Source organism: Pseudomonas monachiensis (assembly GCF_047345015.1).
Lineage (GTDB): Bacteria > Pseudomonadota > Gammaproteobacteria > Pseudomonadales > Pseudomonadaceae > Aquipseudomonas > Aquipseudomonas monachiensis.
In genome coordinates this window covers 2,954,355-2,980,168 of record NZ_CP178857.1, presented here as the reverse complement: position 1 = coordinate 2,980,168, position 25,814 = coordinate 2,954,355, and the positions used below count along the sequence as shown (strand labels likewise).

Sequence of the window (25,814 nt, the reverse complement as noted above, 5' to 3'; positions counted from 1 at the left end):
ATAAGGTTCAGCCGCAGAGCACCGCGGCGCGTACCGGATCGATGGCGACCAGCGCCGCCAGCAACGCTTCCATGCGCCGGGCCAGCGCGGGTTTATCTGTGTCATTGCGTTGCGCTTTGAGGCGCAGCAATTTGAGCAGGCGGGCCTTGACCTCAAAGTTCAGGTCCGGCTCCCACTCCGCCAGCGCCTGGCGTTGGGCGGTGGCATCCAGTTCACCCAACAGGTGAATAGCCAGGTCGCTCTTGCCGTACTGCTCGGCCACCCGCGCCATCAACAGGCGCAGCAACCAGCGCTGACGGCCTGTGTGCACGTCGGGCCGCGCGGCCAGCCAGGCCAGCGCCGCCTCCACCCCATCGCTGTCGGCTTGTGCCAGAGCCTGGGCTTCCAGGGACAGGATCTCGGCACCTGCATCGATGGCTGTCGTCGCCGGAGCAGGCAACCACTGTTGGGCCTGATTACCGCTGACGTGCTGAGCGATCCACTCGCGAGTGGTCTCGTTGGCGAACGGTGTGCCGTCGCTCCAGCACAGGGCCTCCAGACCCGGAAACCGCTCAAGGAACATCCCCAGGTCGCGCTTGGTCATATCGGCGCAGCTGTCCAGCGGCGCGGATTGCTTTCTCAACGCCTGGTACACATACCACTGCAGATCCAGCCAGAAATGATTCACACCCTCGGCGAACATCCCTTCGACCTGATCCAGCAGTTCCTGCCAGTTCTGCTGCAGGTGCAGTCGCTTGAGTTGTGCCTTGTAGTCGCCACGTGGGGGAGCCAGACGGGTATTGCCATTGACGTCCTGAGGCGGTGGCTGATGCAGCGTGTCCCAGCGCAGGCTTTTCATCAGGCGATGGGCCGCCAGCCAACCCTGAGGTTGTTCACGCAGATAGCCCGCCAGGGCCCGGCCACTGTCCAACAGATCGCGTCCGGACTTGATGGACGTGACACCCGGCACATCCGATTGGGTATTTGCTTCATGACTGGCACTGTTCTGCGGCACCAGGGCATCCACCCCGCCGGACTGCGTCAACCGCGCAGACAACGCGGAGTACAGCGCGCCCAGGGCCGGGCGCTGGTCCTGCGGCCAGGCGTCAAGCCCCTGCTCCAGCCAGGCCAGCGCCGCGACCGTGCGTTCAGCTTCGCTGCGTACAACCTCCGGATACAGCGACAGGCTGTCCAGCACCTTGCCGCCGGCCAGCCACTCGAGGGCCATCTTGCGGCTATTGGGCCGCACCGGCAGCACCTGCTGCGCGTAATGTCCGACCAGCGCGGCCAGCAGGCCAAGGCCATCGGCGAGCCCGGCCTCGCCGTCTTTGTGCAAGCGGGCCCACAGGTAGTAAGTGGCGACGCGCAGGTCCTTGCAGCTTTGCCGCAGAAGTTTTTCAGCCAGTTGCGCCACCCGCTCGGCATCTGCGCCGGACAACTTGTTGACCTCTTCGCGCATGCGCTGGAAATCATCGTCGTAACCGGGGTCTTCACCCACCGGAGTATCTGCGCTGATCGGTTGCAACCAGGCTTGCCAGCGCCCTGAAGTTTCCCGGGCCAGTGCCAGCGCATCGCGTTCGCCCAGGCAACTGCTGATCAATCCTTGCAAGCTCATGGCACTTCCCCGTTCTGCGCATAAGGCTCGGCGTTGTTGCCCACCCCGAGAAAAATCTGCGTCGGCAGCTTGAAGCCGCGCAGCTTGAGCAGCGCCAGCGGTCCCGCGCCCAGTTCGGTGCGCAGGTGCCAGGTCAGGCCCAGGCCGTCCGGGGCCTTGAGCTGCACGCGGTAGTGGCTGTCGCCGTCGTCCAGCGTGGTGACCCGAGCCTGTTCGAGCAGGCGGATCAAGCCCCAAGTACCCTGGTAATCACCAAACAGACGCTCGCCGGCCTGCACGCTGGTCCAGGTCAGGCTCACCCCCGGACGGTCGCTGTAGCCTGGCCAGCTGAAGCGTTGCCAGCTTTCCTTCTGGTTGAAGTAGTGGTGTTTTTCGCCGTTGAGGATGAAGGTGGTCTGCACCACGTCGCGCACCGGCTTGGCCCGTAGCTCGAACCCCAGGCCGAGACCGCCGTCGGTGAACAGCACATCGGCCAGGTGGCTGAGCTGATTGAGCGCCGCGAGAAACCGCGGGTTGATGCGCAGGCCCTGGCTGTGCCGCGAGTCGGCCACCCAGCGCTGGCCTTCCTTGCGCAACACACCGCCCAGTTGCTGTTGCAGGAACTGCTCGATGCGCCCGGAGTCGGCACGGATCATTTGCCCAAGCATCGGCAATGACGCATCGCTGGTGGTCGCCACGAACGGGTAACGCCCGGCAAACGCGCCGTGCCAGTCGCTGACGATCGCCCGTTGCCACTGGCGATTGAGGCTTGCCGCCGACGGCTGCAGCACCCTTTGCCAGGCCTGTTCCAGCGGCTGCACGAACAGGGTCTGGCCGACCCCGCCCCACTCCGCCCCCAGGCTGGCGGCGATCAGGCTGCCGTAGGCGCGGGTGTCGGTGAGGTCGACGCTTTTGCCCTGGAACACGGTTTGCGCCAGGGCCTGGGTCATCTCCTGCGGATCGGCGGCGCTACTTACCTGTTGCAGCTTCAGGCGTACCCGGGTGACTTGGGTGAGGAAGGCCTGCAGGCTCAGCCGGTCGTTGTCGTTCTTGCCTTCGGCCTCCTTGCCCAACAGCGCCAGCAGCGGACCGAAGGTGGCGTCCAGCGGACCGCTCGCGCCGCGGACTTGTTGGTCGATCAGCGGCACCTTGTCCTGGGTCATCAGCTTCTGCGCGGAGTGGATCAACGACGCACCCAGGGCCGGGCCGCGAGTGCCGGCCTGGCCCTGATACGCCAGGGTATTCATCAGCGCGATCAGCGGCGACTGGCGCACGTCGCTCATCAGGGTCAACTGGTCGATCACCTGATCCAGGCTGCCTGCCGGTTGCCAGTCCAGGCGATTGAGGAAGTCCAGCCAGGCGCTGGCGTAGTCCTGGAAGTAGCGCTCGGTCAGGCGTTCCTTGAGTTGCTCCGGGCTCAAGTCGGCGGCGAGGCTGGCGGGATTGTCGCTGAGCACCCAGTCAATCTCCTCGCGGCGGGCCTCGGCCACCTCGTCGATGGCTTGGCGGACCTGACCCTCCCAGGCCTGGCGGGTGAACACCCCGGGCACGCTGGCCGTGGTGGCGAACAGCGCGCGGGCGTCGGTGTCGCCGACCATCTGCGGCAAGCTCAGGGCCGGGTAGTGATTGGCCGCCGCATCGAGCACCTGGCGGTACAGGCTGGCTTCGGCATTGCGCTGGCCAAGCTGGCCGAGCAGTACCTGACGGGCCTGGGCCACCAGCGTCGGGTCAGCCTCGATACGCCAGGCCGGATGGGCCGCCAGTTGCTCGGCATAAAACTGCCAGAGGCCAGGTGACAGGCCCTGCCAGAGCCCCGGCGTCATGTCGGCGCGCTGCGCCTGGGTCTCGACCAGCACTTTGGCGAGGAAAGCCGCGTCGGCTTTTTCCGGGCGCGCCATCATCAGGTAGGCCTTGAGCTGCGCGTAGGCTTGCGGGGCACGCCTGGCGCGTTCGGGGCTGTCCGGCGGCAACTGGATCAGCGCCTTGAGTTGCTGCTGCAGCCTGGCCACGGCCGGGTCGCGCAGCAACCGCTGGTTGGCGTCGACGTAGCGCGGCCACAGCGTCGCCAGCAATGGGTCGTTCTGGTTGAGGCCGAAGCGCAGGTACCAGGGCGTGCCGTGCTCGGCGCGGTAGTCCAGGCGCCCCAGCTCGCGGGTCAACTCGTTGAACGCCAGCAGTTGTTCGTCGGGGCTCTGCGACTGTTCGAGAGAGACCAACGTGCTCTGCATCTGGGCAATGTGCACGCGGTTGCTGGCGAAGGACAGCAGCAGGCCGGCGCCCCACAGCAGCGCCATGCCCATCACCAGCGCATAAGCGACTCGCGGGACGGACCAGCCCAGGCGCCGAGGGCTGACGGCCTGATCGGCCAGCACGCCGTGCCAGGCCGGATCGACCGGCCAAAAGTGCAGCCGATCAATTTTATTGCCCGACGGCAGCGGCAGGCTGAACCACAGCCCCCGCAGCGGCACGTTGTGGGCCAACTCACCGAACAAGGGCGACAGCGCCCGACGCCACCGGGCCATGCCCTCGGCCTGCAAGTCGCGGGACAGGCGCAGCAAAAAGTCATGCGCCATCGCCTCCTGCATTTGCTCCAGGCCCTGCTGTCGCAAAGGGTCGAGCAACGCTTCTAACCGGGTGTCCAGTTCAAGCGCCGTGACCCGCGAGGACAACCGGCAACCCACCGCCTGGGTCGGCCGCGGGTCCTGTACCCACTTGCTCGCGCAGACCTGCCAAAGGTGCAAGGGCAACTGCCAGCCCAATTCGCGGGCCAGCACCTTCAAGTGACGCACACCGGCGCCCATGGCGGCAGCATCGCTGCTTTGCTCCTTGCTCAGCGCCCAGACCACGCCGTCCAGCCCGCGCCAGCGGGTCAGGCGGCGGTACTGAGTCAGCGTCGCCTCGGTGGGCTCGGCTTGCAGGCTGCCGCCCCAGATCAGCACGGTGTTTTGCGCGTCGAGCCAGTTTTCCGAGGTCAGGCCGGGGGCGATGGCAGTGATTTGCTCGGGTTCGCCGATGACGAGCAGCAGGCGGACTTTGCGGGGCCAGAGGAGGCTGTGGTTTTTCCGCAGGTACGTTTTAACCGCTGCCATTCGCTTCTCCAGCTGAGCATCAGTGGATTCATTGAGTGGCGCTTGCCCAGGTTGAGTAACATCATCGGCGACAAGCGGACGATAGCCTGAGCGACCTAGACGTCCCAGCAGAGGGTATCCCCCCAGAAACATCACCACGAAAAAGGTGGTGGCCAATATTGCCGAAAGCCAAATTGTTTGCCGGGCGCTGCCATTTGCAATGCCCAGCGACTCGGGGTGAAGCCAGACCACAGCACCTGAAACCAAACCGGTCAGCAACACAACGCCAACCAGAACACCCAACCCTACAGAGCGTCGAAACTGCATTTCGAGATTCCTACTTCGAAAGTGGTGACACCGGTGTCAAAACCGTGCACCAAAGCCCGGCTGCGACATCGTCACCACTGAAAATGAACTGCGGCCCGACGCCGCGCTGAAGGGTTTGCGTCGCGGCCACGATCGCCAACCACGCAGACGCTGTGCCCGGGTGTCCCAGCAAGGTATCCAGGTTGTGCGTCACCGCCATCGGCAGTTGCGCCAGGACAGTGCTGATTGCCACCTCGCGTTGCGCATTCCCCCCCACACGCCACACATGCTCGATTGATTCGGCATCCAGTGGCACCCAATCCAGGGCTTGACGAGTGGCATACAGCAGCGCATCGGGGCTGGGCTCTCGCTCCTGCTCCGGACGGTGCAGGTAGGCAATGGGCGGCAATGTGGTTTGCGTCAAACGATTACCCAGCAGCAGTCCGACGACCGCTTCCGCCGTCTCTTCGGGCTGTTCCGGCGCAAACTGTGCCGCCACCACCATCAGTAACGCCTGGTCGGCAATTCGCTGGTCGAGCCATTGATCCAGCGCCGCCAGGCCCTGCCCTTCGACAGGCGTGGTCGACTGGCGAATGCCAGACTCTGTCCAGGCCTGTCGCCACACTCTGCGCAAAGTATGTTCCGGTAATCCGCTATCGACTTCGAGCAACAGTGCCAGCGGCGTCTCGTCTGGCAGTTGCCCCAAGGTTTGTGCCAGGTCAACGAGCACCTGCACCAAAATGCTCAACAACACGTGTTCAGAGGCCGGCGTCGTATTGCCGGGCAAGCGGCTTTGACGTACCGCGTCACCGCCAGACAAGGAGGGCTGAGTCTTGAGCGCCTTGACCCCACTCAGCAAAGCGTCCAGTTGGACTTGCGACTCCTCTCCCGGCGCTCGCAAGGCCGTGTAAAGACTCACATTCAATACTTGCTGGGATCGCCGGCCACGGCGCAGTCGCCGAACCGAATCCTCCTCACGGGCCTCATCCCAGCCATCTGCAACAGCTTGTCCGCCGATGTACAGCAGCGCGCGCCCGAAGCTCATGACGCACCAACCCAAGAACGGAACACCCAAGGCCAGACCGTAGAAATCCAACGGTTGTTGCCGCAACGATTGACTGGCGAAGCCAAACATCAACCCGAAACCCAGCAACCAAAGCAGCGGCAACAGACCCAGCCAAAGCCAGACACGGGGCCGCGCAGGACGGGACGCCGGAGCAGGTACTTGATCGAGACGGACCGACATGATCAGCTCGCGCCCGCTTCGGGGAGTGACGAAATCAAGGTGCAACCGCAGGCACAACAATGTCCGTGAAACGCAATCGGTACGCCGTTTTCGTGAAACCTCGGATGCCCCTCGGCAATCACTGTTCGACCATGACCTGGAACGGGGCACATTACCGCGTCACCCTCCCGAGCCACGCCGATACCACCGAACCGCATCACGGCGGACCCCGTAAGCACAGTGCCCTTTCCGGTTGTTTTGTCACCAATACGGATGATGCCTTCCATTCCATTTCCCTTTTTTAAAGACCCACTTGATTACTCACCTGCCCAACGGCTATTGACTCAGGACTTCCTGAATCGAAACCGCCTTGCCATGCAGCACATAGTTCGTTGAAGTTAATGCCTGGCCAGCAGCATTAACATGATTGAACCAATCAATAGAAAACCCCTTTTCATTCCATTGCACCGAAGAAAAATCAGTGTCTTGTTTTTCCGTTCCGGAGTTCTGGCTTGCCATTGAAATCGAGCGCAGGCAACTACTGACCAGTGTCCTTGTTTTGGTCCTCAGACTGGTATCCGCCACTCTATATACGTGCAACCAAACCTCACTGCCGGCGCCACAGAAACCTGTAGGCTTTCCAGGGTTGGAGGGAGACACTTCAAACAGTGCGAGATAAGTTTCTCCAGCAATGGGGTATTTGTGCCTGTCATAGAAAACACCGCCCACTCCAGCATTCAACTTCAGCCGATAGAGACTTCCGTCTTCCATATGCAAAATCACCCCACTCTTTTCATTGCTGACCCAAGGCATTGCCGTATCGGCGAAAGCGCCACTCACTGCCATGAAACCCAACAATAAAAAAAACAAAGAACAAACATATTTACTTCGACAACACATGATCGGCATAGCACACCCCCTGATAAGTCCAAGGGTGGTCCTCCGATTGCCCCTTGGTGCCTTTTTTGTAGGTATCCACATCTCTCTCGTGCAGTTCGGCTTCGGTCTTGTCCTGGTTTTTTTCATTGTCCATCGACCAACCGATGTTTCCGGTATTGGCGTCGCACAGGATGTTCTTTTTCCTGACCCAGGATCTTGAGGCGGTGTCCCACTCATGGTAAGAACCACCGTTCCAGCGGCTGAATACCTCATGTTCCAGCTGCTCAGTCGTATAGCTCCTACCAGACTGACCCAGATATTTTTTCGCGATCCGGACCTTATCCTTGTAGATGGAGGAGCCTCCCAGGATGTTCGCTTTCCAGTTCCACGCCTGTTCGTAGGACGGTGCCGGATTGGTCATTTGCGTGATGCCGTAACCTTTGTCGAACGCAACGATTGGCTCGCCGTCGAAATCGATGAAGTGTTTACTGCCCGTCTCTTGTTCCAGCAGGTTCTCGAATCCGGTCATGCCATCCAGGCTTGCAACATAAGTAGCGATACTCTCTTGAACAGGATTCTGTCCTTTAATGGCAACAGTCCTCGTGAGCGACTTTTGACCGACCTGTACTTTTACGGACAACGTTCCACCGAGAACCTGGCCGGAGAAATCAGCCGTCCACGTTTTTTCGCCGCTGACAAATGAACCTGACTCATTGAACGTATTCAGTGTTTTACCTTTTCGCGCCCGCTCCTTCAAACCACTGACTTTTGCCTCCCATTCAATGACCCAGGACCATTTGATATCGCCAACGAATTGCGCTCGAAACTCGAACGCGATAACGGGCAACGTGGCATCTTGGGTAATCTTGAACACTTCATTTTCAGCGGGTGATACCCAGGTCAATGTACTTTGCGCAGACACGACCTTGATGACGGTACTGTCCGCGTTATTCGTGCTAACTGCATGTTTTAATTGCTGCATGGCTTTATCCCTTTAAAAATCAATCCCGCAATGACACCATGTTCTTTTCGAGTGAAATCAAAATACGTTTTAACTAACTCCTACCAAGTGCCATAGGGGATTCCGTGTTGATCGATGTAGGCCTGCGCCTCAGGCTTCGGTGCGCGGTAATAGTTACCCTTACCGTTTTGATTAGGCCCTAGCGGCTCAATCTCCGCCTGAAAGCGTCCAACCTCCTTGAACCCCAGGCATGGCCCACCAACCCAGACCTTGACGATGCCACCGGGGGCCATGCCCAAGGTGATGGAATCCCGATACTCGTCCTTCCATTTTTTTGAGCCTTTGCAAAACACCCGCTCGGACTTGACCATCTCATCCCGCACCCACTGCGGGATCCGGATACCGATCTTGTAGGTCTGTGGCTCCACCAGCGATTGCCAGCGCACGAAGATGCGGTCCGGCAAGTCGACATTGTTCACCGGCATCATCGATCCGCCCCCTTTGTGCCAACCTTCAGGTTTGCGGGTGTAACCGGCCACCCCGGCAGACACGCGAAAGAACGCCAGCCCGCGCTGATCGAGCACATCCACACTCTCGACCCACACTTCCATGAAGCGCGGCGCGGCCAGGCCGACGTACCAGCTGTGGTAGGGCAACTTGGGTGGCGTGGGACCAGTGGCGCAGGCACACAGGCTGAACAGCAGGCCAACCAGCAAGATCAGACGCTTCATTGCGGATAGCCCTTACCAAGTGCCATAGGGAATCCCGTGCTGGTCCACGTAGGCTTTGTTTTCAGCTTCTATGGGCACGTATTGGCCGTTGCTCTTTCCTTTGTAAGGGCCTAACGGCTCGATCTCCGCCTGAAAGCGTCCAACCTCCTTGAACCCCAGGCATGGCCCACCAACCCAGACCTTGACGATGCCACCGGGGGCCATGCCCAAGGTGATGGAATCCCGATACTCGTCCTTCCATTTTTTTGAGCCTTTGCAAAACACCCGCTCGGACTTGACCATCTCATCCCGCACCCACTGCGGGATCCGGATACCGATCTTGTAGGTCTGTGGCTCCACCAGCGATTGCCAGCGCACGAAGATGCGGTCCGGCAAGTCGACATTGTTCACCGGCATCATCGATCCGCCCCCTTTGTGCCAACCTTCAGGTTTGCGGGTGTAACCGGCCACCCCGGCAGACACGCGAAAGAACGCCAGCCCGCGCTGATCGAGCACATCCACACTCTCGACCCACACTTCCATGAAGCGCGGCGCGGCCAGGCCGACGTACCAGCTGTGGTAGGGCAACTTGGGTGGCGTGGGACCAGTGGCGCAGGCACACAGGCTGAACAGCAGGCCAACCAGCAAGATCAGACGCTTCATTGCGGATAGCCCTTACCAAGTGCCATAGGGAATCCCGTGCTGGTCCACGTAGGCTTTGTTTTCAGCTTCTATGGGCACGTATTGGCCGTTGCTCTTTCCTTTGTAAGGCCCAAGCGGCTCGATCTCGGCCTGAAAACGCCCGACTTCCCTGTAGCCCAGACACGCTCCACCTAACCAGACCTTGACGATGCCGCCAGGGGCCATGCCCAAATTGATCGTATCTTCGTAGAGCGTCATTTCCTTTTGAGCAGGTTTGCAGAACAACCGCTGTGGCTTGATCATCTCGTCACGCACCCACTGCGGGATCCGGATACCAATCTTGTAGGTCTGCGGCTCCACCAGTGATTGCCAGCGCACGAAGATGCGGTCTGGTAGATCGACGTTGTTCACTGGCATCGTCGACCCCGCCCCTTGGTGCCAGCCTTCCGCTTTGCCTGTGTAACTGACTACTCCTCCCGACACATGGAAAAACGCCAACCCGCGCTGGTCGAGCACATCCACGCTCTCGACCCAGACTTCCATGAAGCGTGGCGCGGCCAGGCCGACGTACCAGCTCTGGTAGGGCAACTTGGGCGGTGTGGGACCACCGGCGCAGGCACACAGGCTGAACAGCAGGCCAACCAGCAAGATCAGACGCTTCATTGCGGATAGCCCTTACCAAGTGCCATAGGGGATTCCGTGTTGATCGATATAGGCCTGCGCCTCAGGCTTCGGTGCGCGGTAATAGTTACCCTTACCGTTTTGATTAGGCCCTAGCGGCTCGATCTCGGCCTGAAAACGCCCGACTTCCTTGAAGCCAAGACATCCTGCACCCACCCAAACCTTGACGATGCCACCGGGCGCCATGCCCAACGTTATTCTGTTGCGATACAGCGTTACATTCTCCTGATCCGCTTCACAGAAAACCCGCTCAGGCCTGACCATCTCATCGCGCACCCACTGGGGGATCCGGATACCAATCTTGTAGGTCTGCGGCTCCACCAGCGATTGCCAGCGCACGAAGATGCGGTCCGGCAAGTCGACATTGTTCACCGGCATCATCGATCCGCCCCCTTTGTGCCACCCTTCAGGTTTGCGGGTGTAACCGGCCACTCCGGCATGCACGCGAAAGAACGCCAGCCCTCGCTGATCGAGCACATCCACGCTCTCGACCCAGACCTCCATGAAACGTGGCGCGGCCAGGCCGACGTACCAGCTGTGGTAGGGCAACTTGGGCGGCGTGGGACCACCGGCGCAGGCGCAAAGGCTGAACAACAGGCCGACCAGCAGGCTCAAACGCTTCATTGCGGATAGCCCTTTTGCGGACGATGGGGATGGACCTTGCGTGCGCTGTCGGGCGCGGGCTTGTTGATCATCAAACCGTTACTGGGTGTCCAGTGGGCGGACTGGTGGATATAGCGAGCGCGCAGCAAACGTTCCTGCTCGGGGTTGAGGCTGACCTCGGTGCCCGACAGGGCGTGCTCAAGGATTTGTGCAGCGATCGGTTGCAGCTCCTCAGGCAGTTTGAAACGTCGGTCGTCGTCATTGATGACATCAAATGGCACACCATGACGCACACCCAGTTCGCGCATCAGGCGCAGGGCAATCAATGCCAATTCACCTCGGACCGGACGATCCAGAACAATCGCCAGCAGATAGTGGTCCTGGTCGGACTCCTGCTTGCCCCGGGCGGCCGGGGTGAACGGCCAGGCCTTGGCCTCGATGCTGCCGTCGCCGGCCAGGCCACTGGCGCGCAGGGCCTGCACTTGAGCCAGGGCCTTGGCCCACTCGGGAGTGGACTGCACCGGTTGGTTGCGTCGCAGGGTGAGGCGACCGGGCCGGGTCAACCACAGCCGCTCCCGGGCACGCGACAGATAGCCGCCACCGATGTCAGAGTGCACCCCGGGCAGACTGATTTGCCGATGGTCGTGCAGCACCTCGTTCAGGGCAAAGTTGTGGCGACACTCGTCGCGCGCCTGTAGCTGAATAACCTGACGCGCACAACCGGGTGGCAGGTACAGGTTCACGCCCGGGTTGTGGTCATCGGCCACGTTCAGGTCAATGCCGCCGATGGCTGCAACGGTGTCGAACAGGCCGATCAGGTTGAGGCTGATATCGACCGCCGGGTCGAAGCTGTCGAGCAGGCCGAAGCGGCCTCCCTGCAGCAGATCACCGAATACACCTCGACCCGGTTTGAGCAGTTCGTTGGCACAGTGGCGTGCGGCGGCGGCACCGCGGCTAAAGCCAAAAATGTCGAACTCAACCCGACGGATTTTAGTACCTGGGTTGGCAACCGAAAAATCACGTAGTTGCTCCGCAATTGCTGCCGGCGCTTGTTCAACCCGCGCCACCACCCCGGTTTCACCCCGCCCCATACCTTGCCCGAAAAGCGAGTCGTCACCACCGCTGCGGGTACCGATACCCTCCAGATAGACCTTTACATAACCCATCTCACCGCCCGGTGGAAGGCCATCTGTAGCGTGATCGGGATACAGCGCAAACAAATGCACCACATTACTCGGCGCATTCCCATAACTGTTATCCGGCGTACGACCAAAACCACTGCCATCAAACTCGTCAAACCCATACTGGTTGCACAACTGAATGATGGACGCCAGATCGCTTTCATCGAACAGTTGCAGATCCTCGCGCCGGCATTGTTCGGTGAGGGCGGCGTTGGCCTGGTTGTTACCGGTGCCATCAAAAAACAGCCCGATGCGCAGGGTGATGCCTTCGAGTTCTTCCTCTTCCTCCTCTTCGTCCATGTCGTAGATCAGCGAGAGTTCTTCAGGAACAGCGGTGTACACCCGTTCGGTGAAACCCTGGCTGTCGGTAGTGCCTTTCCACACGTTGCCGCTGGCGCTGGAGATCTTGTACGGGACGCCGGCCAGGACTTGCTCGCCATCGTTGGCAAAAATCTGGTACTGCTGATCGAACGCCAGCGGCGGATCAATCACCGCCGGCAGCGGCGGCAGGCGCGCCGCCTGCGTGACCTTGGTCGGGATGTACTCCAGAAACGCCGCCTTGATGTTGTGGTCACCCGCCGTGCCGGATTCGATGCCACACGTCTCCAGGGTGATGTAGCTGCCCCCGCCGTTGAGGACGATTTTCTTCTTCGCCGTGATGTGGATTTCATCTTCGGTGCTGGTGATCTCCAGCCCATGCCGCGCCAGCAGTTCAAGTTTGTCGTTCTGCGCCTGCACCCTCACCGGGCCCTGATTGGCGATCAGCTTGATCCCCAGCTTGCGTACGAACAGGCTCAGGCCCTGGCCGACGCCGATGAACAGGCGCTTGACCACGCTGAGGTCGGCCTCGCCGCCGGCGTTGAGCATCAGGTTGTCTTTTGCCGCCAGCTGCAGGTGCTGGCCGCTGGTCAGGGCGATGCCTTGCGGGGCGCTGAGCAGCAGGACCTGGGACTTGAGCTGTTCCAGATCCTTGCGCAGCAGGTTCAGTTGCGCGGCCACGTCCGCCGGTTCGGCGTGGGCGGTTTGGGCGTCCGTGGACAGCTGTTGCAGTTGGTCGCCGGCCTGTTGCAGGCGGCCGACGGCGGCGGCCATGTCCAGCACCGGCCCTTGGGCCTTGGGCTGCGCATCGGCACTGATAAACAACCCCTTGCCCGTCCGAATCGCCCCCCAGGCATCGGTGCGCAACTCAAACCCTTCACCCCGTTTTTGCCGCTCGGCATCCACCACATGCCCAAGGTTGAGCTGACTCTTGCCACTGTGTTCGGTGCTGAGCTTGATGTGCTCCTGCCCTCGGGTATCGTCCAGCCGCAGCTTGTTGTTGGCCGGGGTGCGCAGCACGTTGCGCTTTTCGTTGTACATGGTGACGGGGTCGGGGTGCTGGCTGTCGTGCAGGGCGTGGGCGATGTAGGGCCGGTCGGGGTCGCCCTGTTCGAAGGCCACCGCCACTTCGGTGCCGGCGATCAGCGGCAGGTGCAGGCCGTGGGTGTCGCCGGCGTATGCCCGGGCCAGGCGCAGCCAGGTGCTTTCGCGACCGGCGTCCCAGGTGTCGCGGTCGAACAGGAATTGCACCCGGTAGCGGCCCTCGGCGTCGGTATCGGCGTAGGGGTTGTGGGCCTGCGCGCTGGTCACCCGGGCCGGCACGGTGCCGGCGATCAGGGGTTTGGGCGGTACGTCTGGGCGAAAGCACACCGTCTTCGCGTAGGGGATGGCCTGGAAGCTGCACTCGAAACTGCGGTCGCGGGCGGCGCCGGCCTTGAGCCCGATGATCACCGCCCGCGGCGCGAAGGCCTGGGGCGCGCCGTCGGTGACTTCCAGTACCTGGCCTGGCGCCAGGCGGGCGCTGCTGCTCATGCCGCAAAGGCGGGTGCGGCGGTTGAGGTAACGCTCGTGGCGCAGGCGCGCATAGAAGTAGCCGCTTTCGCACTGCACGTCTTCGGGGAAGGCATGGCGGTCGCCGAGCGCGGTGTAGGGTTCGGCGTAGTGATAGGCCTCGCCGTAGGTGCCCTTGGCGCCGCGCGTCTGGTCGATGTCGCCGTCGAGGTGCGCGCGGGCGTCACGGTGGTGGTAGGCGCGGATGTTCACGTGCTGCTCCACCACCTGGTGTTCCGACTGCAAGGCCCAGACGCTGTCCTCGCCGCTGCTGCTCAACCCGGAGAGCGGACGCAGCGGCAGTTCGACGTCGAACTGGTAGGCGCGCGGGGAGTCGTGGAATTCGACGACGTCGATACTCAGGCGTTCGTCGCTGGTGAAGCGGTACCAGATGCCGACTTCGGCCAGCAGGCGGGCAATAAAGGCCAGATCGCTTTCGCCGTATTGCATCACCTGTTCACGCCGGGGGTACTCGCGGTGCAGGTGGAAGAGGAAGTCCTGGCCCCTGAGCTCGTGGCGGCCGCGCAGGATGTGCTCGACGATTTCCGGCACCGACCGGTGCTGGTAGATCCGGTATTGCCGGCCCCGCGCGAGCAGCGCCAGGCGCGGTTGCAGGGTGACTTCGTAGCGTGCCTCGTCGATGGAAGCGGACAGGCGTTTGAAGCCGCTGATTACCCCGTGCAAGCTGCGCAGCGGCTTGACTTCGGACGGTTCGAAGATCAGCGACGAGACCTTTTCCGGCAGCGCGTGCAGGCTGAAGCTGGCGGGTTGGCCAAGCATGAGCTCGGCGTCGATGTCGAGTTGGCTGGAGGTGAACTCGATGCAGTAGCTGAAGGGTTGGCTGAGGTGTTCTTCGCCGTGGAAGGCCAGGACGTCGAGGGGGGCGTCCAGCTCCCGGACCCAGAGTGTGTGGCGGCTGTGGTCGAAGAAAGTGCGCAGTTCGTTGAGCATGTTCAGGCCTCCATGGCGGTATTTGCCGCGCAATCCTGCGTGTTGGAGAACTGCAGGGTGACTCCCTGTTCCTCGCTGTAACCCAGGGTCACACCATGGGTGCTCTGCCCAGCGGCCTGGCGCTGCAACAACTGCTGGCTGAGCACCGGCAGAATCTGCTGGTCAAGCAGGCTGTCGATGTTGCGGGCGCCGGTATCGGGCAACAGGCAGGCGGCGACCAGGGCGTCGTTGAGCGCGGCTTCGATCCGGCAGTCCAGTGCGTAGTGACGCTGCAAGCGTTTGCCGACCTGGGCGAGTTTGATGGCGACGATGCCTTTGAGGGCCTCGGCTTGCAGCGGTCGATAGATCAGCGTCTGAAAGCGGGCCAACAGGGCCGGCTGAAAATGCTCACGCAAAATGGGCCGCAGCAGTTCGTGCAAGGTGCTGTCCGAGGCTTCGGGTTGTTCTTGCAAGAAACCTTGCAACTCATCACTCCCCAGGTTGGAGGTCATGAGAATGACGGTGTTGCGAAAGTCGATTTCACGGCCTTCGCCGTCGCGCATGCAGCCGCGATCGAACACCTGGTAAAACAGGTCAAGCACGTCACGATGGGCTTTTTCCACCTCGTCGAGCAGCACGACGCTATAGGGTCGTTGGCGTACGGCCTCGGTGAGCACCCCGCCCTGCCCGTAGCCGACGTAGCCGGGCGGCGAGCCCTTGAGCTGGCTGACGGTATGGGCTTCCTGGTATTCAGAGAGGTTGATCGTGATCAGCGACTTTTCGCCACCGAACAGGCTGTCTGCCAGGGCCAGGGCCGTTTCGGTCTTGCCGACTCCGCTGGTGCCCACCAGCAGGAACACGCCCAAAGGCGTCTTTTCGTCAGTCAGGCCGGTCTTGGCCGCACGCAGGCGTTGGGCCATGGCACTGAGGGCATGGGGTTGGCCAATCACCCGCTCGCTGAGTTGCTGTTCCAGTTCCAGCAGGCTGGCCTGTTCATCCTTGAGCAAGCTGCCCAGCGGTACGCCGGTCCAGTCGGCGATCACTTCAGCCACGCTGCGCGGGTTTACGTCGAGCAAAAGCAGCGGCTGATTGCCCTGAATCTCGCTCAGTTGTCGCTGCAACCGGGCGCAGTGTGCCATGTATGGTGGTTCGGCCTGGCGTGCGTCGAGCAGTTGGCGGGTCAGTTCGAGCTCGCTCTGGTATTGCCGCACCAGGTCGATTTGTTCTCGCTGCAATTGCGCGTATTGCTGTGCGATCAGAGCGAGCCGTTGATCGGTGGCGTCGCCGCTCAGTTGCTGATCCTCTTGCCGGGCCTGGCGTTCCAGGTCCAGGGCAGCCATTCGGGCTTTGAGGCGCACCAGCACCTGCGGTTCGCAATCGAGGCTCATGCGTACCCGTGCACTGGCGGTGTCGAGCAGGTCGACGGCCTTGTCCGGCAGTTGACGGCCGGTGAGGTAACGCCGCGACAGGCTGACCGCCGCCTCTACCGCCGCGTCTTCGATGTGCACGCCGTGGTGGCTGGCGTAGCGGGCTTTGAGGCCGCGCAACATGAGGCAGGCACTGGCATCGTCCGGTTCGTCGACCTTGACCCTCTGGAACCGTCGCTCAAGTGCGGCATCGCGCTCAAAGTATTGTTTGTACTCACTCCAGGTGGTGGCCGCGATGGTGCGCAATTCTCCGCGAGCCAGGGCGGGCTTGAGCAGATTTGCCGCATCGGCGCCACCGGCCTGGTTGCCGGCACCGATCAGGGTGTGGGCTTCGTCGATGAACAGCAGGACCGGAGTTTCTGATTGCTGAACGGCCTCGATGACGTTTTTCAGGCGTTGTTCGAACTCGCCCTTGACCCCGGCTCCGGCTTGCAACAGGCCCAGATCGAGGGTGCGCACGCTGACCGGCTTGAGGCTGTCGGGTACATTGCCCTCGGCAATGCGCAAGGCCAGGCCCTCGACCAGCGCGGTCTTGCCGACCCCCGGTTCCCCCACCAGCAACGGGTTGTTCTTGCGCCGACGACTGAGGATGTCGATGACCTGACGGATTTCATCGTCACGCCCGAACACCGGGTCGATGCCTCCCTCCCGGGCCTTGGCGGTCAGGTCCTGGGTGTACTTGTCCAGCACCGCCCTCAATGCATCGCACCGTTGAGCACTCGATGAGTTGTCGAGGATCACCGCCTTGCGATCCAGCGTCTGCTCCTGTTGCAGGTGCGGTCGTTCTTCGGAGTGCTGGTCAAGCAGCGGGAGCAAGTGCTGCAATTGCACCGGACCGAGACTGAGCATCGGCCAGGCCGCTTCACAGGCCAGCAGTGTCGGGGTCTCCAGCAGCGCACCGAGCAGGTGGGCCGAGCGCAGGCTGTCATTGTCGTCGTCCAGCGATGCACGTAGCCAGGCGTTCTTGATCAATTGCTGTAACTTGCCGCACAGCTGCGGCTTGCCCTGCACGCTGCGCGGCAAGCTGTCGAGATGCTCGAGCAAGCCGTGCCAGAGGGCGTCTATATCCCATTCGTAACGGCGCGCAATAAGCGTCAGGTCACCCTCGCCCTGCTCCAGCAGTTTGAGGAGCCAGTGCTCGATGCTGATCTGCCCGTGGGCGCGGCTTTGGCACAACGATGCCGCCGCGCTCAAGGCCTGGGCGCAGTAAGGATTGAGGCGGCGAAGCAAACGGGTGGCGTGATGGGCCATGCTGGGCGTCCTTGTGCTGAGTTCCTGGCGTATTGCCGGTGGTGGGCTTGAAGCTCGATGTGCCGGGTTGAGCGTCCGCCAACAGGCGCTCAAGCCGACACACTCAAACCAGCAGGCAGCGTTCTGCCTGCTGGTGTTTTCGCGTCAGACGCTCTGGCGTTCGTTCCAGGAATCGCTGTGAATGATGTTGCCGTCCTTGTAGGTCCAGGTGATTTTGTCGTAACGCAGTTCAATCAATTCCAGGTGGTTGTGCTTCTCCTTCGAAGGGTCTTTGATGTCGTGCATTTTTGGCGCGACCTTCACCACCTTGACGTTTTCGAGTTGAGTCACGAAGTACTCGACTTCTTGGCCTGCGTCGTCGATGCGATACCACTTGAACTCGGCACTCTTGAGGGTCTGGCCAGTGGTCACCGCCTTGTACAGGTACGGGCTGGAGGCATCGATTTCCTTGGTGAACAGAAACGGGGCATGGACCCGGGCACCGGTCAACTTGCCGGTGTTGTTGTCGGTGGGGATGTACAGGCTGTGATCCTGGGCCAGCACCTCAATGCTGCCCTCGCGTTTTTGCACGTTCACCGAACCTTTGATGTCCGCGCCGCCGTCGTCTTGCAGCCAGAGGTAAATGGGAATTGCCATGTGAAACTCCTTTTCTAAGAACATGAATGCCGCGTGACGCGACTGGGGTTGTCAGCCCGGTATCGTTGGGGAATGCGAGCAAGCCCCCGTTTCCGGTATCAGGCGAATTTCGACTCGACGGTTGGCAGTGCGCCCCGCCTCGGTGTCATTGCTGGCGATCGGCTGCCTGGCGCCGAAGCCCTGGACAGCAAAACAACTGTCGGGCAGATCGCCCATGCGTTGCATCCAGTCCCGCACCGACGCCGCGCGGGCCCGGGACAGCAGAAGGTTTTGCGCGTCATTGCCCGACGCATCGGTATGCCCGGCGATGACGATCAGCCATCCCGGCTGGGCCTTGATGTCCGCCAGGGCATTGATCAGCACTTTGGTCGAATCAGGCTTGAGCACGGCGCTGCCGCTTTTGAACAGCGACAGGTTGTCCAGGCGTACCGCTTTGGCGACTTTTACCGCGAGTGGCGCTGACGGCAGAGTGCGGTGACTGGCAATCGCCGCCAGCACCGGCGCACGCAGTCGGTCGCCGCGATACAGGCCCAAACCCAACTTCAGCGGAGCACCATGACGGTAATGGTTGTCCAGACGCTCGGCGTGCTGGCGAAGCGTCGTCAATGCCGCTTCGCGCTGGACAATCCCGGTCTGGTCGAAAGGGGCCGGTGGCGCCATGGAGGTGTAGCGACGCAGGTCATCGGTGACCTGACGCGCCAGCAACATGTTCTGCCAGGCCGAACTGGCCAAGGCCACCGCAGTCGCGACCACAAACAGCCACAGCGCAATCACCCCCGCCCGGCGTATCGGCGTTCGCTGGATACGGATGGGCAGCAACTGCAGCAACGGGTCAGGGAATGGCAGTGGCGCCGCGCCTGCGGTCTGTGCCTGCCAGTCGACTGACAGCGACAGCTTGTCGCTCAGCCATTGTTGCCAGAGGTTCCCCGACACGGTCCGGGGCAACACCGGCACCAGCGTGATGGCGATGGCCACTGCGGGACCTATCGAATGGCGGCGGTCACGCGCGGCCAGGTCCGGCAGTACCGCCTCCTCCAGCCAGGCCGCAACGCTGCTCACTTGAACGCCGGTATGCATGCGCGCCATACGCGTGACATCGTCCACTGCCAACTGCTGCCAATCGACCAGGCCGGCATGCATCCCGGCCTCACGGACCTCGGGGCTGGTCTGACCCGCCTCCCAACTGAACCAGGCCCCCTCGCCCTGAGAAGCTTGCAGGTAACTGACCAGCAACATCGGCAATGCAATCCCGCGTTTGCGAACCAGGGCAACCTGATGACAAAAAGCCCGCACCTGCCCCGCCAGTACGGCGCGGTCGTCATGCTCGCCCGGGTTGGAAACGAACATGACAGCAAGCTGCCCGCCCCATGCCGGCCGACGGGCCAATACGCTGGCTATCAGCTCCGGCAGTTGCATCAGGTCTGGCACCCGCAAGTAGCAACCTTGCCCGGTCTCGCGCAACGCTGGCGAATCACCGGCAACCGCGCCGAACAGACCGTCCAGGCCATCACCACAGACCAATACCACCGGCTGACAATAATCCGCCGGTGGCAGCGTCAGGTTAGCGGCCAGCACCCGTGACCCGGCTTGACGCTTCGCCCGTCGCCCGATCCTGATCCAGACCGCTATGGCAACGCACGCCACGAACAAAACCGCCGTTGCACGTGTCCAGGCCGCCAGCGGGATGATCGCCAGCAATGCCAGGACAAGCGCGCCGGCCCAAAGCCAGAGGAGTCGATTGAGTTTGTACGTCATCGGTGGCTCACGCCTGGCCAGGCTGGAGGTTGGCGATGACACCGCCCAACAGGTGATCGAGCCCCAGCCAGATCCCCGTGAGCAACAACCCTGCCAGCACAACCTGGGCCAGCGGGGAACGCTGCCAACGCCAGCTGCCGGATCGGTAGCCGATGCCCGCTTGTGTCGCTAACCCATGGTTGAGTTGCAGTGGCGGAACCTGCGCATTCAAGGCTGCCAGCAGTTGCAGGCGATCAGGGTCATTCAGCTCGCGATAGCGGCCGCGAAAGCCCAGCATCAATACCCGCTGGAATGCTGTCAGCACCTGCCGGTCCGGTGCGGGCTCGCGCAACACTTCGCGCATGTCTTCATACAGAAACTCACCGGCCTGGTGGCGGCTGAAGAACTTCGCCTGCAAGGGTTCGCTGGCCCAGGAAGCATGATCTTTGCCCTCGGCATAGCCGAGCACGGTTTCATCGAGCAACGCGCATTGGGCGTAGCTGATGTAGTCGATGCTGCGCCGACTCAAACCGGCCTGTTCAAGCGACTGGCGAACGTATTCGATCTGGTCGGCACAACGTGACCACAGCCCCTGGCTGTTTTTTGCTGATCCAGCCTGGCGCAGTTCAACCACCAGCAGGTAGCTGTCCTGCAACAGGACGTCGATGTTCACGGGCGAGCGGGTTTGCTTTTCGGTTTTTCCGTTCATGTGCGCAACACCGCAAACAGTTCAAGCCTGACCTCGACCAATGTGCTCGGCACATACAATGCGCAGACCCCCGCGGCCAGCATCGCCAGCCCCTTGGCATGATTGAGATCAAGGGCGAAGTATTGATTTTCCAGGCGCAACGGAATCGCGGCCGGCACATGGCTGAGCGCCTGCATGGGCACGCCGTCCAGTGCAGCATTGATCAATTGATCCACCTCATCCGGCGTACCGATCTTGCACAGTCGAGGAAACTGGCTCTGCAACTGCGCGGCCGGCAGGCGACAACGCACGGACAGATAGAAGTCCGCGCCGCCAGGCTCACACAAACGAGCGTCGTTGAGACTGACTTGCCAGCGGTTGGCGCCCGTTTCCTGCAACTCCAGGGCGATGACCCGGGACGGAAGGCTGGCTTCCAGCAAGGTGGAAATCATGCTCATCAACGGCGGGAAGACGGTTTCCAGGTGTTCGTGCCGATAGGCAGGAATCAGCTCGATGTCATGTTCCAGCGAAAAGGTCAGCAGGCTTCCAGCCAGCCTGGCCAGTTCCAGATAGACCTGTTCGGGATGGCGCCCCGGATGCGCCTTGAGGTCAGCCAACACGGGTTGATAGCTGTTCAAGGCATTTAGCAGCCAGAACAACGACACATCGGCCACCGCAAAGTCCGCCATGCGCTGATTACTCTCGCGCCGCATGCCCATGAGCCGTTGACGCTTGGCGGCCAACTGGGTCAACAGATTGTCCAGTTGGGTAAGCAAACCCGGGTGAGCAGCAAAGCTGAGAAGCGGCGGTACGTAGCCCGGGTCGAGCATCCAGGCCCCCTGCCCGTCGCGAATCAGACGGGCAATCGGGCAAGTCAGGTAATCGGCGTTGTCATCGTTGACCAGGCGCAAGCTCAAGGCATGCTCCAGCACCCCGATCGATTGCACCTCATCGCCAAACACGTCTTGAACCTTGCGCCAAGCCTGACGATAGCGCATTGGTCGATCGGCCCTGCCCCCGTCGAACAGACAGTTGTTGCCATTGCCCTGTTCCAGCGGCAAGGCCAGCAACAGCGTGACGCTCTGACTGTCATCAGGCAGCTGCCGAGCCAACTCCAGTGCAGGAGGCAGGCGATCGACATGATCGGTATCGACCAGGGTACCGTCGGCCATGCGCAAGTGCAGCCGGGTCAGTTTTAACTTGCCCAGGCGCAGTGCCTGCAGATCAACGTCCATTGCTTGTACACCCCAGGGATGTACCAACGACAGGTGCGCAAGGCACTCATTGGTCCAGGCTTCCCAGCGCGCCTGCTGCTGGAATTGCTGCGGAGACAGCAACGCCCCCGCGGCCCACAGGGGGCGGTCGATCTTCATGACAGTCGTTTCCTACGAAATGGCCCGGGTTTGAACAGGCTCAGTTTTTGGCCTTGGGCATCTGCGAAACCAGTGACAGGTTGACGTCCATGCCTTCCACCTGAAAGTGCGGCACGGCGTACAACTTGACGCGGAAGAAGCCGGGGTTGTCCTCGATGTCTTCCACCGTCACCTTCGCCTCACGCAGCGGGTGCGAAGCCTGCAAATCGTCGCCGGGGTCGGTCATTTCGGTGACCAGCCCACCGATCCACTTGTTGAGCTCAAGCTCCAGCAAGCGACGATCCTTGGTGGTTCCGATGTTCTCGCGCTGGATCATTTTCAAGTAGTGAGCGATGCGCGACAGGAGGAAAATGTACGGCAAGCGCGAGTTGATACGGCTGTTGGCAGTCGCGTCGGCGGTGTCGTACAGGGCGGGTTTCTGGCTGGAGTTGGCTGAGAAGAAACACGCGTAGTCGCGATTCTTGTAGTACGACAAAGGAATGAAACCGAGGTTGGCGAATTCAAATTCACGCGTCTCGGGAATCATCACCTCCGAGGGGATTTTCACCTGATTGCCGGTGCCCAGGTCGTACAGATGAATCGGCAGGCCGGTGACCGCGCCACCCGACTGTGGGCCGCGGATCTGCACACACCAGCCGTTGCTGATGAAGCTCTTGACCATGTTCGCGGCAAACGCGAACGAGGCATTGGTCCACAGGTACTTGTCGTGGTCCGGCCCCTTGACGCTTTCGATGTAGTTGAAGCTGCGCACCGCAATGGTGTCAGGACCGTAGGGCAAGCGACCGAGCACCCGCGGCATGGTCAGGCCGATGTAGCGGGCATCGTCACTGTCGCGAAAGGCTTTCCACTTGATGTATTCGGCGCGGTCAAAGTAGTTGCCGATGTCCTTGATCGCAGCGACTTCTTCCATCGATTCCTTGCCGAAAAAAGCAGGTCCCACAGAACCTATGAACGGCATGTGTGCTGCGGCCGCCACCTTGGAAACATTGCGCAACAAGGCAACATCCTGAGGGCTGCGGTCGAATTCGTAATTGGAAATGGCTGCAGCGATAGGTTCGCCACCCGGCGTGTCGTATTCCTGGATGTAGCTATGGAAATACAACCCGCTCTGGGCGATTTCCGGTGCGTCTTCGAAGTCCTGGACCAAATGGTCCTTGCTGATATCCAGCAACTCGATGCGAACGTTGCGGCGGAAATCGGTTTGGTCGATCAGCGATTTCACGCCGCGCCAGGTCGACTCGACGCGCTGGAAGTCGGGATGGTGCATGACGGCATCGAGCTGGCGACTGATCTGCTCGTCCAACGATGCAATGTGCTCATCGAGCAGCGCCTTGTCCAGACGCTCGACTTTATGTGAAGACTGCTTGAGCAAGTTCAGGAAAACGCTGACGGCAGCGGTCACGCGCTCATCGGCAGAGGCCTCGGACAATGCTTCATTGTCCTGAAAGGAGTCGAAACCGGCCAACTCCTCTACTGGATTCAGATTGATCTTACTGAACAAAGCGCTATATATACCCTGGCTTTCTTCAGACAACACTGTATCGCCACGCGATTGCGCGGAAGAATGTTCAACGGACATTTAGAGTTTTCCTGTGAAGCGAACCGAAGGGAAATTAACGAACTTCTTTTGGAGCCAGGGCAGCCAGTTCGGCACGCAGTTCGTCACTCAGCGCATCATCCTTGAGGATGCGCTCCAGTTCGTGCCGAAAGGTCGCGTTGTCCAGCAGGTTCGACTTGAGATCGCGCAGCAGGTTGCGCATGGCCAACAGTGCGCGCAACTGCGGAATCTGCCGCGCCACCTGTTCCGGTTCAAAGTCTTTCATGGCCCGGAAACTCAATTCCACAGAGGTGTCGCAGTGGTCATTGACCAGTGTGTTTTCCACCGCCAGCTTCAGGCTTGGTGAATACTCGGACAAAACACTGTCGAAATTATTCTTGTCAATGTTCATTTTGTTTCTTGCGGACAGCGGGCGCTGTTCCTTACCGTTGCTGTAGTCGCCCATCACCATCAACTTAAGCGGCAATTCGACTTTTTTCTGTGCGCCACCCGTGTGCAAATCGAGCTTGATATTAACTCGAGCCTTGGGCACTTCGTTTTGAAAACTACTTGCAGTCATCATTCCTCCTGACACCCGCGCAACTGTAACAACCATCACGAAGATAAATAAGACTGGAATCCAGAACGGCGATCAACTCTATACGCAGAGTTGCCATCCACAGCCCTTAAATTCCTTTCAATGCATAGAAGCCGCAACTCCAAGCGACAACTTTTGTCTCTCTGTCTATAAACGATGAAGCATCTGAAGTTAATTCTCCATCCCCCTCTAGCACTTTCGGAAGTTTCCTACATGACCAATCAGCAAAAGAGAAGTTAATTTGTAGGACTAGAGCGGGATAATCAAATCTGGTTACGCCAACACACAATTTTTGCTAGGAGTAATGGATCTCACTCAGGTCGATCGACACCAGCAACGACCGGCGGGACAAAAGGCATCAAAAGACAGCACACCGACTCAATATTCCCGACCCGATCTACGTAACCATCACGTCCTCACTCCCCCCTAAGGACAGTGTCATGGTCATTGCAAAGGCAGTACCCGGCAAAACCCTGCCCCTGTGGTGACCCATTGATGATCTTTTCCCCGCAAGAATCCAGGGCGGCCATTGCCCTGTGCTGCTGCCTGCTGGCAACCCACGCACTGGCCGAGGAATCGGCGAAAGACAGCGTAGGATTTTTCGAGGGCGCGACCCTTGGCGTGCTCAGCCGAAACTTCTATCTGAACAGCGACTATCGATCGCCCTCGCCATCCGGCAAGAGCTACAAGGCTGAATGGGCTCAAGGTTTTATCAGCGCTTTTGAATCCGGTTTCACGCCGGGTACCGTCGGCTTCGGCCTCGATGCCCATGCCTTTCTGGGGTTGAAACTCGATAGCGGCAAAGGCCATTCCGGGACCGGATTACTGCCCGTGGGCAGTGACGGTCGTAGCGAAAGTAACTACTCCGGCGGTGGCGGCGCGATCAAGCTCAAGGCCTCGAACACCACCCTGGCGTTTGGTGAAATGGAGGTCGAAAGCCCGGTGTTCGACACCGCGGACAAACGCCTGCAACCGGAGTACGCCACCGGTTTTCTGTTCGACAGCCGCGAAATCGACGGAATGAACCTGCAGGCCGGCCACTTCACGGCGTTCAAGAATCAGGACAGTGCGTCAGGCAAGGGCAACTTTTTCGGTTATGGCGCCAACACCGAGGCCGGCGGCATTTCGTTTGTCGGCGCCGACCTGTTTACCCAAAGCCCGGTTGGCGGCGCCCTGTATGCCTCGGATCTGACCGACACCTGGCATCAGTACTACGGCAATCTGCACTTCAAGCAGTCCGAGGTGTTCCTCGACGCCAACCTCTATCACACCCGGGACACCGGTCAGGCGCTGGCCGGTGCCATCGACAATACTGCGTACAGCCTGTCCGGCCGATACACGCTGGGCGCCCATGGTTTCACCCTGGCCTATCAGAAGATCAACGGTGATACGCCGTTCGATTTTGTCGGTGGCGACTCCATCTACCTGGCCAACTCGATCAAATACGCCGACTTCAACGGCGCCCGCGAACGCTCCTGGCAGGCGCGTTACGACCTGGACCTGGCCACCTTCGGGATACCCGGCCTGAAGTTCATGACCCGTTACGTCACCGGCGACCAGATCGACGGCACCCATGCGCCGCAAGGCGGGGCCTACAACCCGTTCGACCCGGCGACCGGCACCTTCGTGCCGCAACAGGGTGATGGGGGCAAACACTGGGAGCGCGACATCGACCTGCACTACGTCGTGCAGTCCGGGGCGGCGAAGGGCTTGTCGTTGCAATTGTCCCATGTGTCGCACCGGGCGAACGCGGCCCAGGCAGGCGACGACATCGACCGGGTGTACGTGGTCATCCAGTACCCGTTGGACTTCGGGCCGTTCTGACCGGGAAGTGGCGGAAGGCAGCCGGAGTCGAACCTGCCCGGGAACGGATGCCGTCCCCAACCGGGTTTGAAGCCCGGCCGCGCCACCGGGCGCGATTGCCTTCCTTGAAATCATGTCT

At 60.9% G+C, this 25,814-nt stretch carries 19 protein-coding genes and 1 tRNA gene; 1 reads left to right on the top strand and 19 read right to left on the bottom strand.

Features of this window, described 5'->3' with window-relative positions; translation table 11 throughout:
* Positions 1-7 precede the first annotated feature (7 nt).
* The 18 genes from tssA to tssB all read right to left on the bottom strand — a co-directional run bounded on the left by tssA (position 8) and on the right by tssB (position 23,854).
* Positions 8-1,594, bottom strand: a complete 1,587-nt coding sequence (tssA, locus tag ACMDB8_RS13305; protein WP_409079442.1) for a type VI secretion system protein TssA — start codon at positions 1,592-1,594, stop codon at positions 8-10.
* A complete protein-coding gene (locus ACMDB8_RS13300; RefSeq protein ID WP_413966576.1) occupies positions 1,591-4,662 on the bottom strand; it encodes an ImcF-related family protein in 3,072 nt (1,023 codons plus the stop codon). The genes tssA and ACMDB8_RS13300 overlap by 4 nt, the downstream gene beginning before the upstream one ends.
* A 316-nt stretch (positions 4,663-4,978) precedes the next feature.
* Positions 4,979-6,193 (bottom strand): hypothetical protein, encoded by a 1,215-nt coding sequence (locus tag ACMDB8_RS13295; RefSeq protein ID WP_409079012.1) that lies wholly within the window; start codon positions 6,191-6,193, stop codon positions 4,979-4,981.
* Positions 6,194-6,195: 2 nt separating this feature from the next.
* Complete coding sequence (locus ACMDB8_RS13290; protein ID WP_409079013.1) at positions 6,196-6,459, bottom strand: PAAR domain-containing protein; 264 nt, start codon at positions 6,457-6,459, stop codon at positions 6,196-6,198.
* Between the two features lie 49 nt (positions 6,460-6,508).
* A complete protein-coding gene (locus ACMDB8_RS13285; protein ID WP_409079014.1) occupies positions 6,509-7,081 on the bottom strand; it encodes a hypothetical protein in 573 nt (190 codons plus the stop codon).
* Positions 7,056-8,033: a hypothetical protein gene (locus tag ACMDB8_RS13280; RefSeq protein ID WP_409079015.1), complete on the bottom strand. Its 978-nt coding sequence runs from the start codon at positions 8,031-8,033 to the stop codon at positions 7,056-7,058. Before ACMDB8_RS13280 ends, ACMDB8_RS13285 begins: the two co-directional genes overlap by 26 nt.
* A gap of 80 nt (positions 8,034-8,113) precedes the next feature.
* Positions 8,114-8,743, bottom strand: coding sequence for a DUF2931 family protein (locus tag ACMDB8_RS13275; protein WP_409079016.1), 630 nt, complete (start codon positions 8,741-8,743; stop codon positions 8,114-8,116).
* Between the two features lie 12 nt (positions 8,744-8,755).
* Positions 8,756-9,385, bottom strand: coding sequence for a DUF2931 family protein (locus tag ACMDB8_RS13270; RefSeq protein ID WP_409079017.1), 630 nt, complete (start codon positions 9,383-9,385; stop codon positions 8,756-8,758).
* Between the two features lie 12 nt (positions 9,386-9,397).
* Positions 9,398-10,027 (bottom strand): DUF2931 family protein, encoded by a 630-nt coding sequence (locus tag ACMDB8_RS13265; RefSeq protein ID WP_409079018.1) that lies wholly within the window; start codon positions 10,025-10,027, stop codon positions 9,398-9,400.
* Between the two features lie 12 nt (positions 10,028-10,039).
* Complete coding sequence (locus ACMDB8_RS13260) at positions 10,040-10,669, bottom strand: DUF2931 family protein (RefSeq protein WP_409079019.1); 630 nt, start codon at positions 10,667-10,669, stop codon at positions 10,040-10,042.
* Positions 10,666-14,649: a type VI secretion system tip protein VgrG gene (gene vgrG, locus ACMDB8_RS13255; protein ID WP_409079020.1), complete on the bottom strand. Its 3,984-nt coding sequence runs from the start codon at positions 14,647-14,649 to the stop codon at positions 10,666-10,668. Before vgrG ends, ACMDB8_RS13260 begins: the two co-directional genes overlap by 4 nt.
* Before the next feature lie 2 nt (positions 14,650-14,651).
* Positions 14,652-17,306 (bottom strand): type VI secretion system ATPase TssH, encoded by a 2,655-nt coding sequence (tssH, locus tag ACMDB8_RS13250; protein ID WP_409079021.1) that lies wholly within the window; start codon positions 17,304-17,306, stop codon positions 14,652-14,654.
* Between the two features lie 144 nt (positions 17,307-17,450).
* Positions 17,451-17,942, bottom strand: coding sequence for an Hcp family type VI secretion system effector (locus ACMDB8_RS13245; protein WP_409079022.1), 492 nt, complete (start codon positions 17,940-17,942; stop codon positions 17,451-17,453).
* Positions 17,943-17,993: 51 nt separating this feature from the next.
* Complete coding sequence (locus ACMDB8_RS13240) at positions 17,994-19,697, bottom strand: OmpA family protein (RefSeq protein ID WP_409079023.1); 1,704 nt, start codon at positions 19,695-19,697, stop codon at positions 17,994-17,996.
* Between the two features lie 7 nt (positions 19,698-19,704).
* Complete coding sequence (gene tssL, locus ACMDB8_RS13235) at positions 19,705-20,385, bottom strand: type VI secretion system protein TssL, short form (RefSeq protein WP_056724808.1); 681 nt, start codon at positions 20,383-20,385, stop codon at positions 19,705-19,707.
* Positions 20,382-21,737 carry a type VI secretion system baseplate subunit TssK gene (gene tssK, locus ACMDB8_RS13230; RefSeq protein WP_056724805.1) on the bottom strand — a complete coding sequence of 452 codons (1,356 nt, stop codon included), beginning with the start codon at positions 21,735-21,737 and terminating at the stop codon, positions 20,382-20,384. The genes tssL and tssK overlap by 4 nt, the downstream gene beginning before the upstream one ends.
* A gap of 40 nt (positions 21,738-21,777) precedes the next feature.
* Positions 21,778-23,316, bottom strand: a complete 1,539-nt coding sequence (tssC, locus tag ACMDB8_RS13225) for a type VI secretion system contractile sheath large subunit (protein WP_056724803.1) — start codon at positions 23,314-23,316, stop codon at positions 21,778-21,780.
* Positions 23,317-23,350: 34 nt separating this feature from the next.
* Positions 23,351-23,854 carry a type VI secretion system contractile sheath small subunit gene (gene tssB / locus ACMDB8_RS13220; RefSeq protein ID WP_056724801.1) on the bottom strand — a complete coding sequence of 168 codons (504 nt, stop codon included), beginning with the start codon at positions 23,852-23,854 and terminating at the stop codon, positions 23,351-23,353.
* A 513-nt stretch (positions 23,855-24,367) separates the two neighbouring features.
* Here tssB and ACMDB8_RS13215 point away from each other — a divergent pair.
* The gene (locus ACMDB8_RS13215; RefSeq protein ID WP_056724799.1) at positions 24,368-25,696 is read left to right on the top strand and encodes an OprD family porin; all 1,329 of its coding nucleotides are present in this window, start codon (positions 24,368-24,370) and stop codon (positions 25,694-25,696) included.
* An 8-nt stretch (positions 25,697-25,704) separates the two neighbouring features.
* On the opposite strand, the gene ACMDB8_RS13210 is transcribed toward ACMDB8_RS13215, so the two are convergent.
* A tRNA-Sec gene (locus tag ACMDB8_RS13210) sits at positions 25,705-25,800 on the bottom strand.
* Between the last annotated feature and the right edge of the window lie 14 nt (positions 25,801-25,814).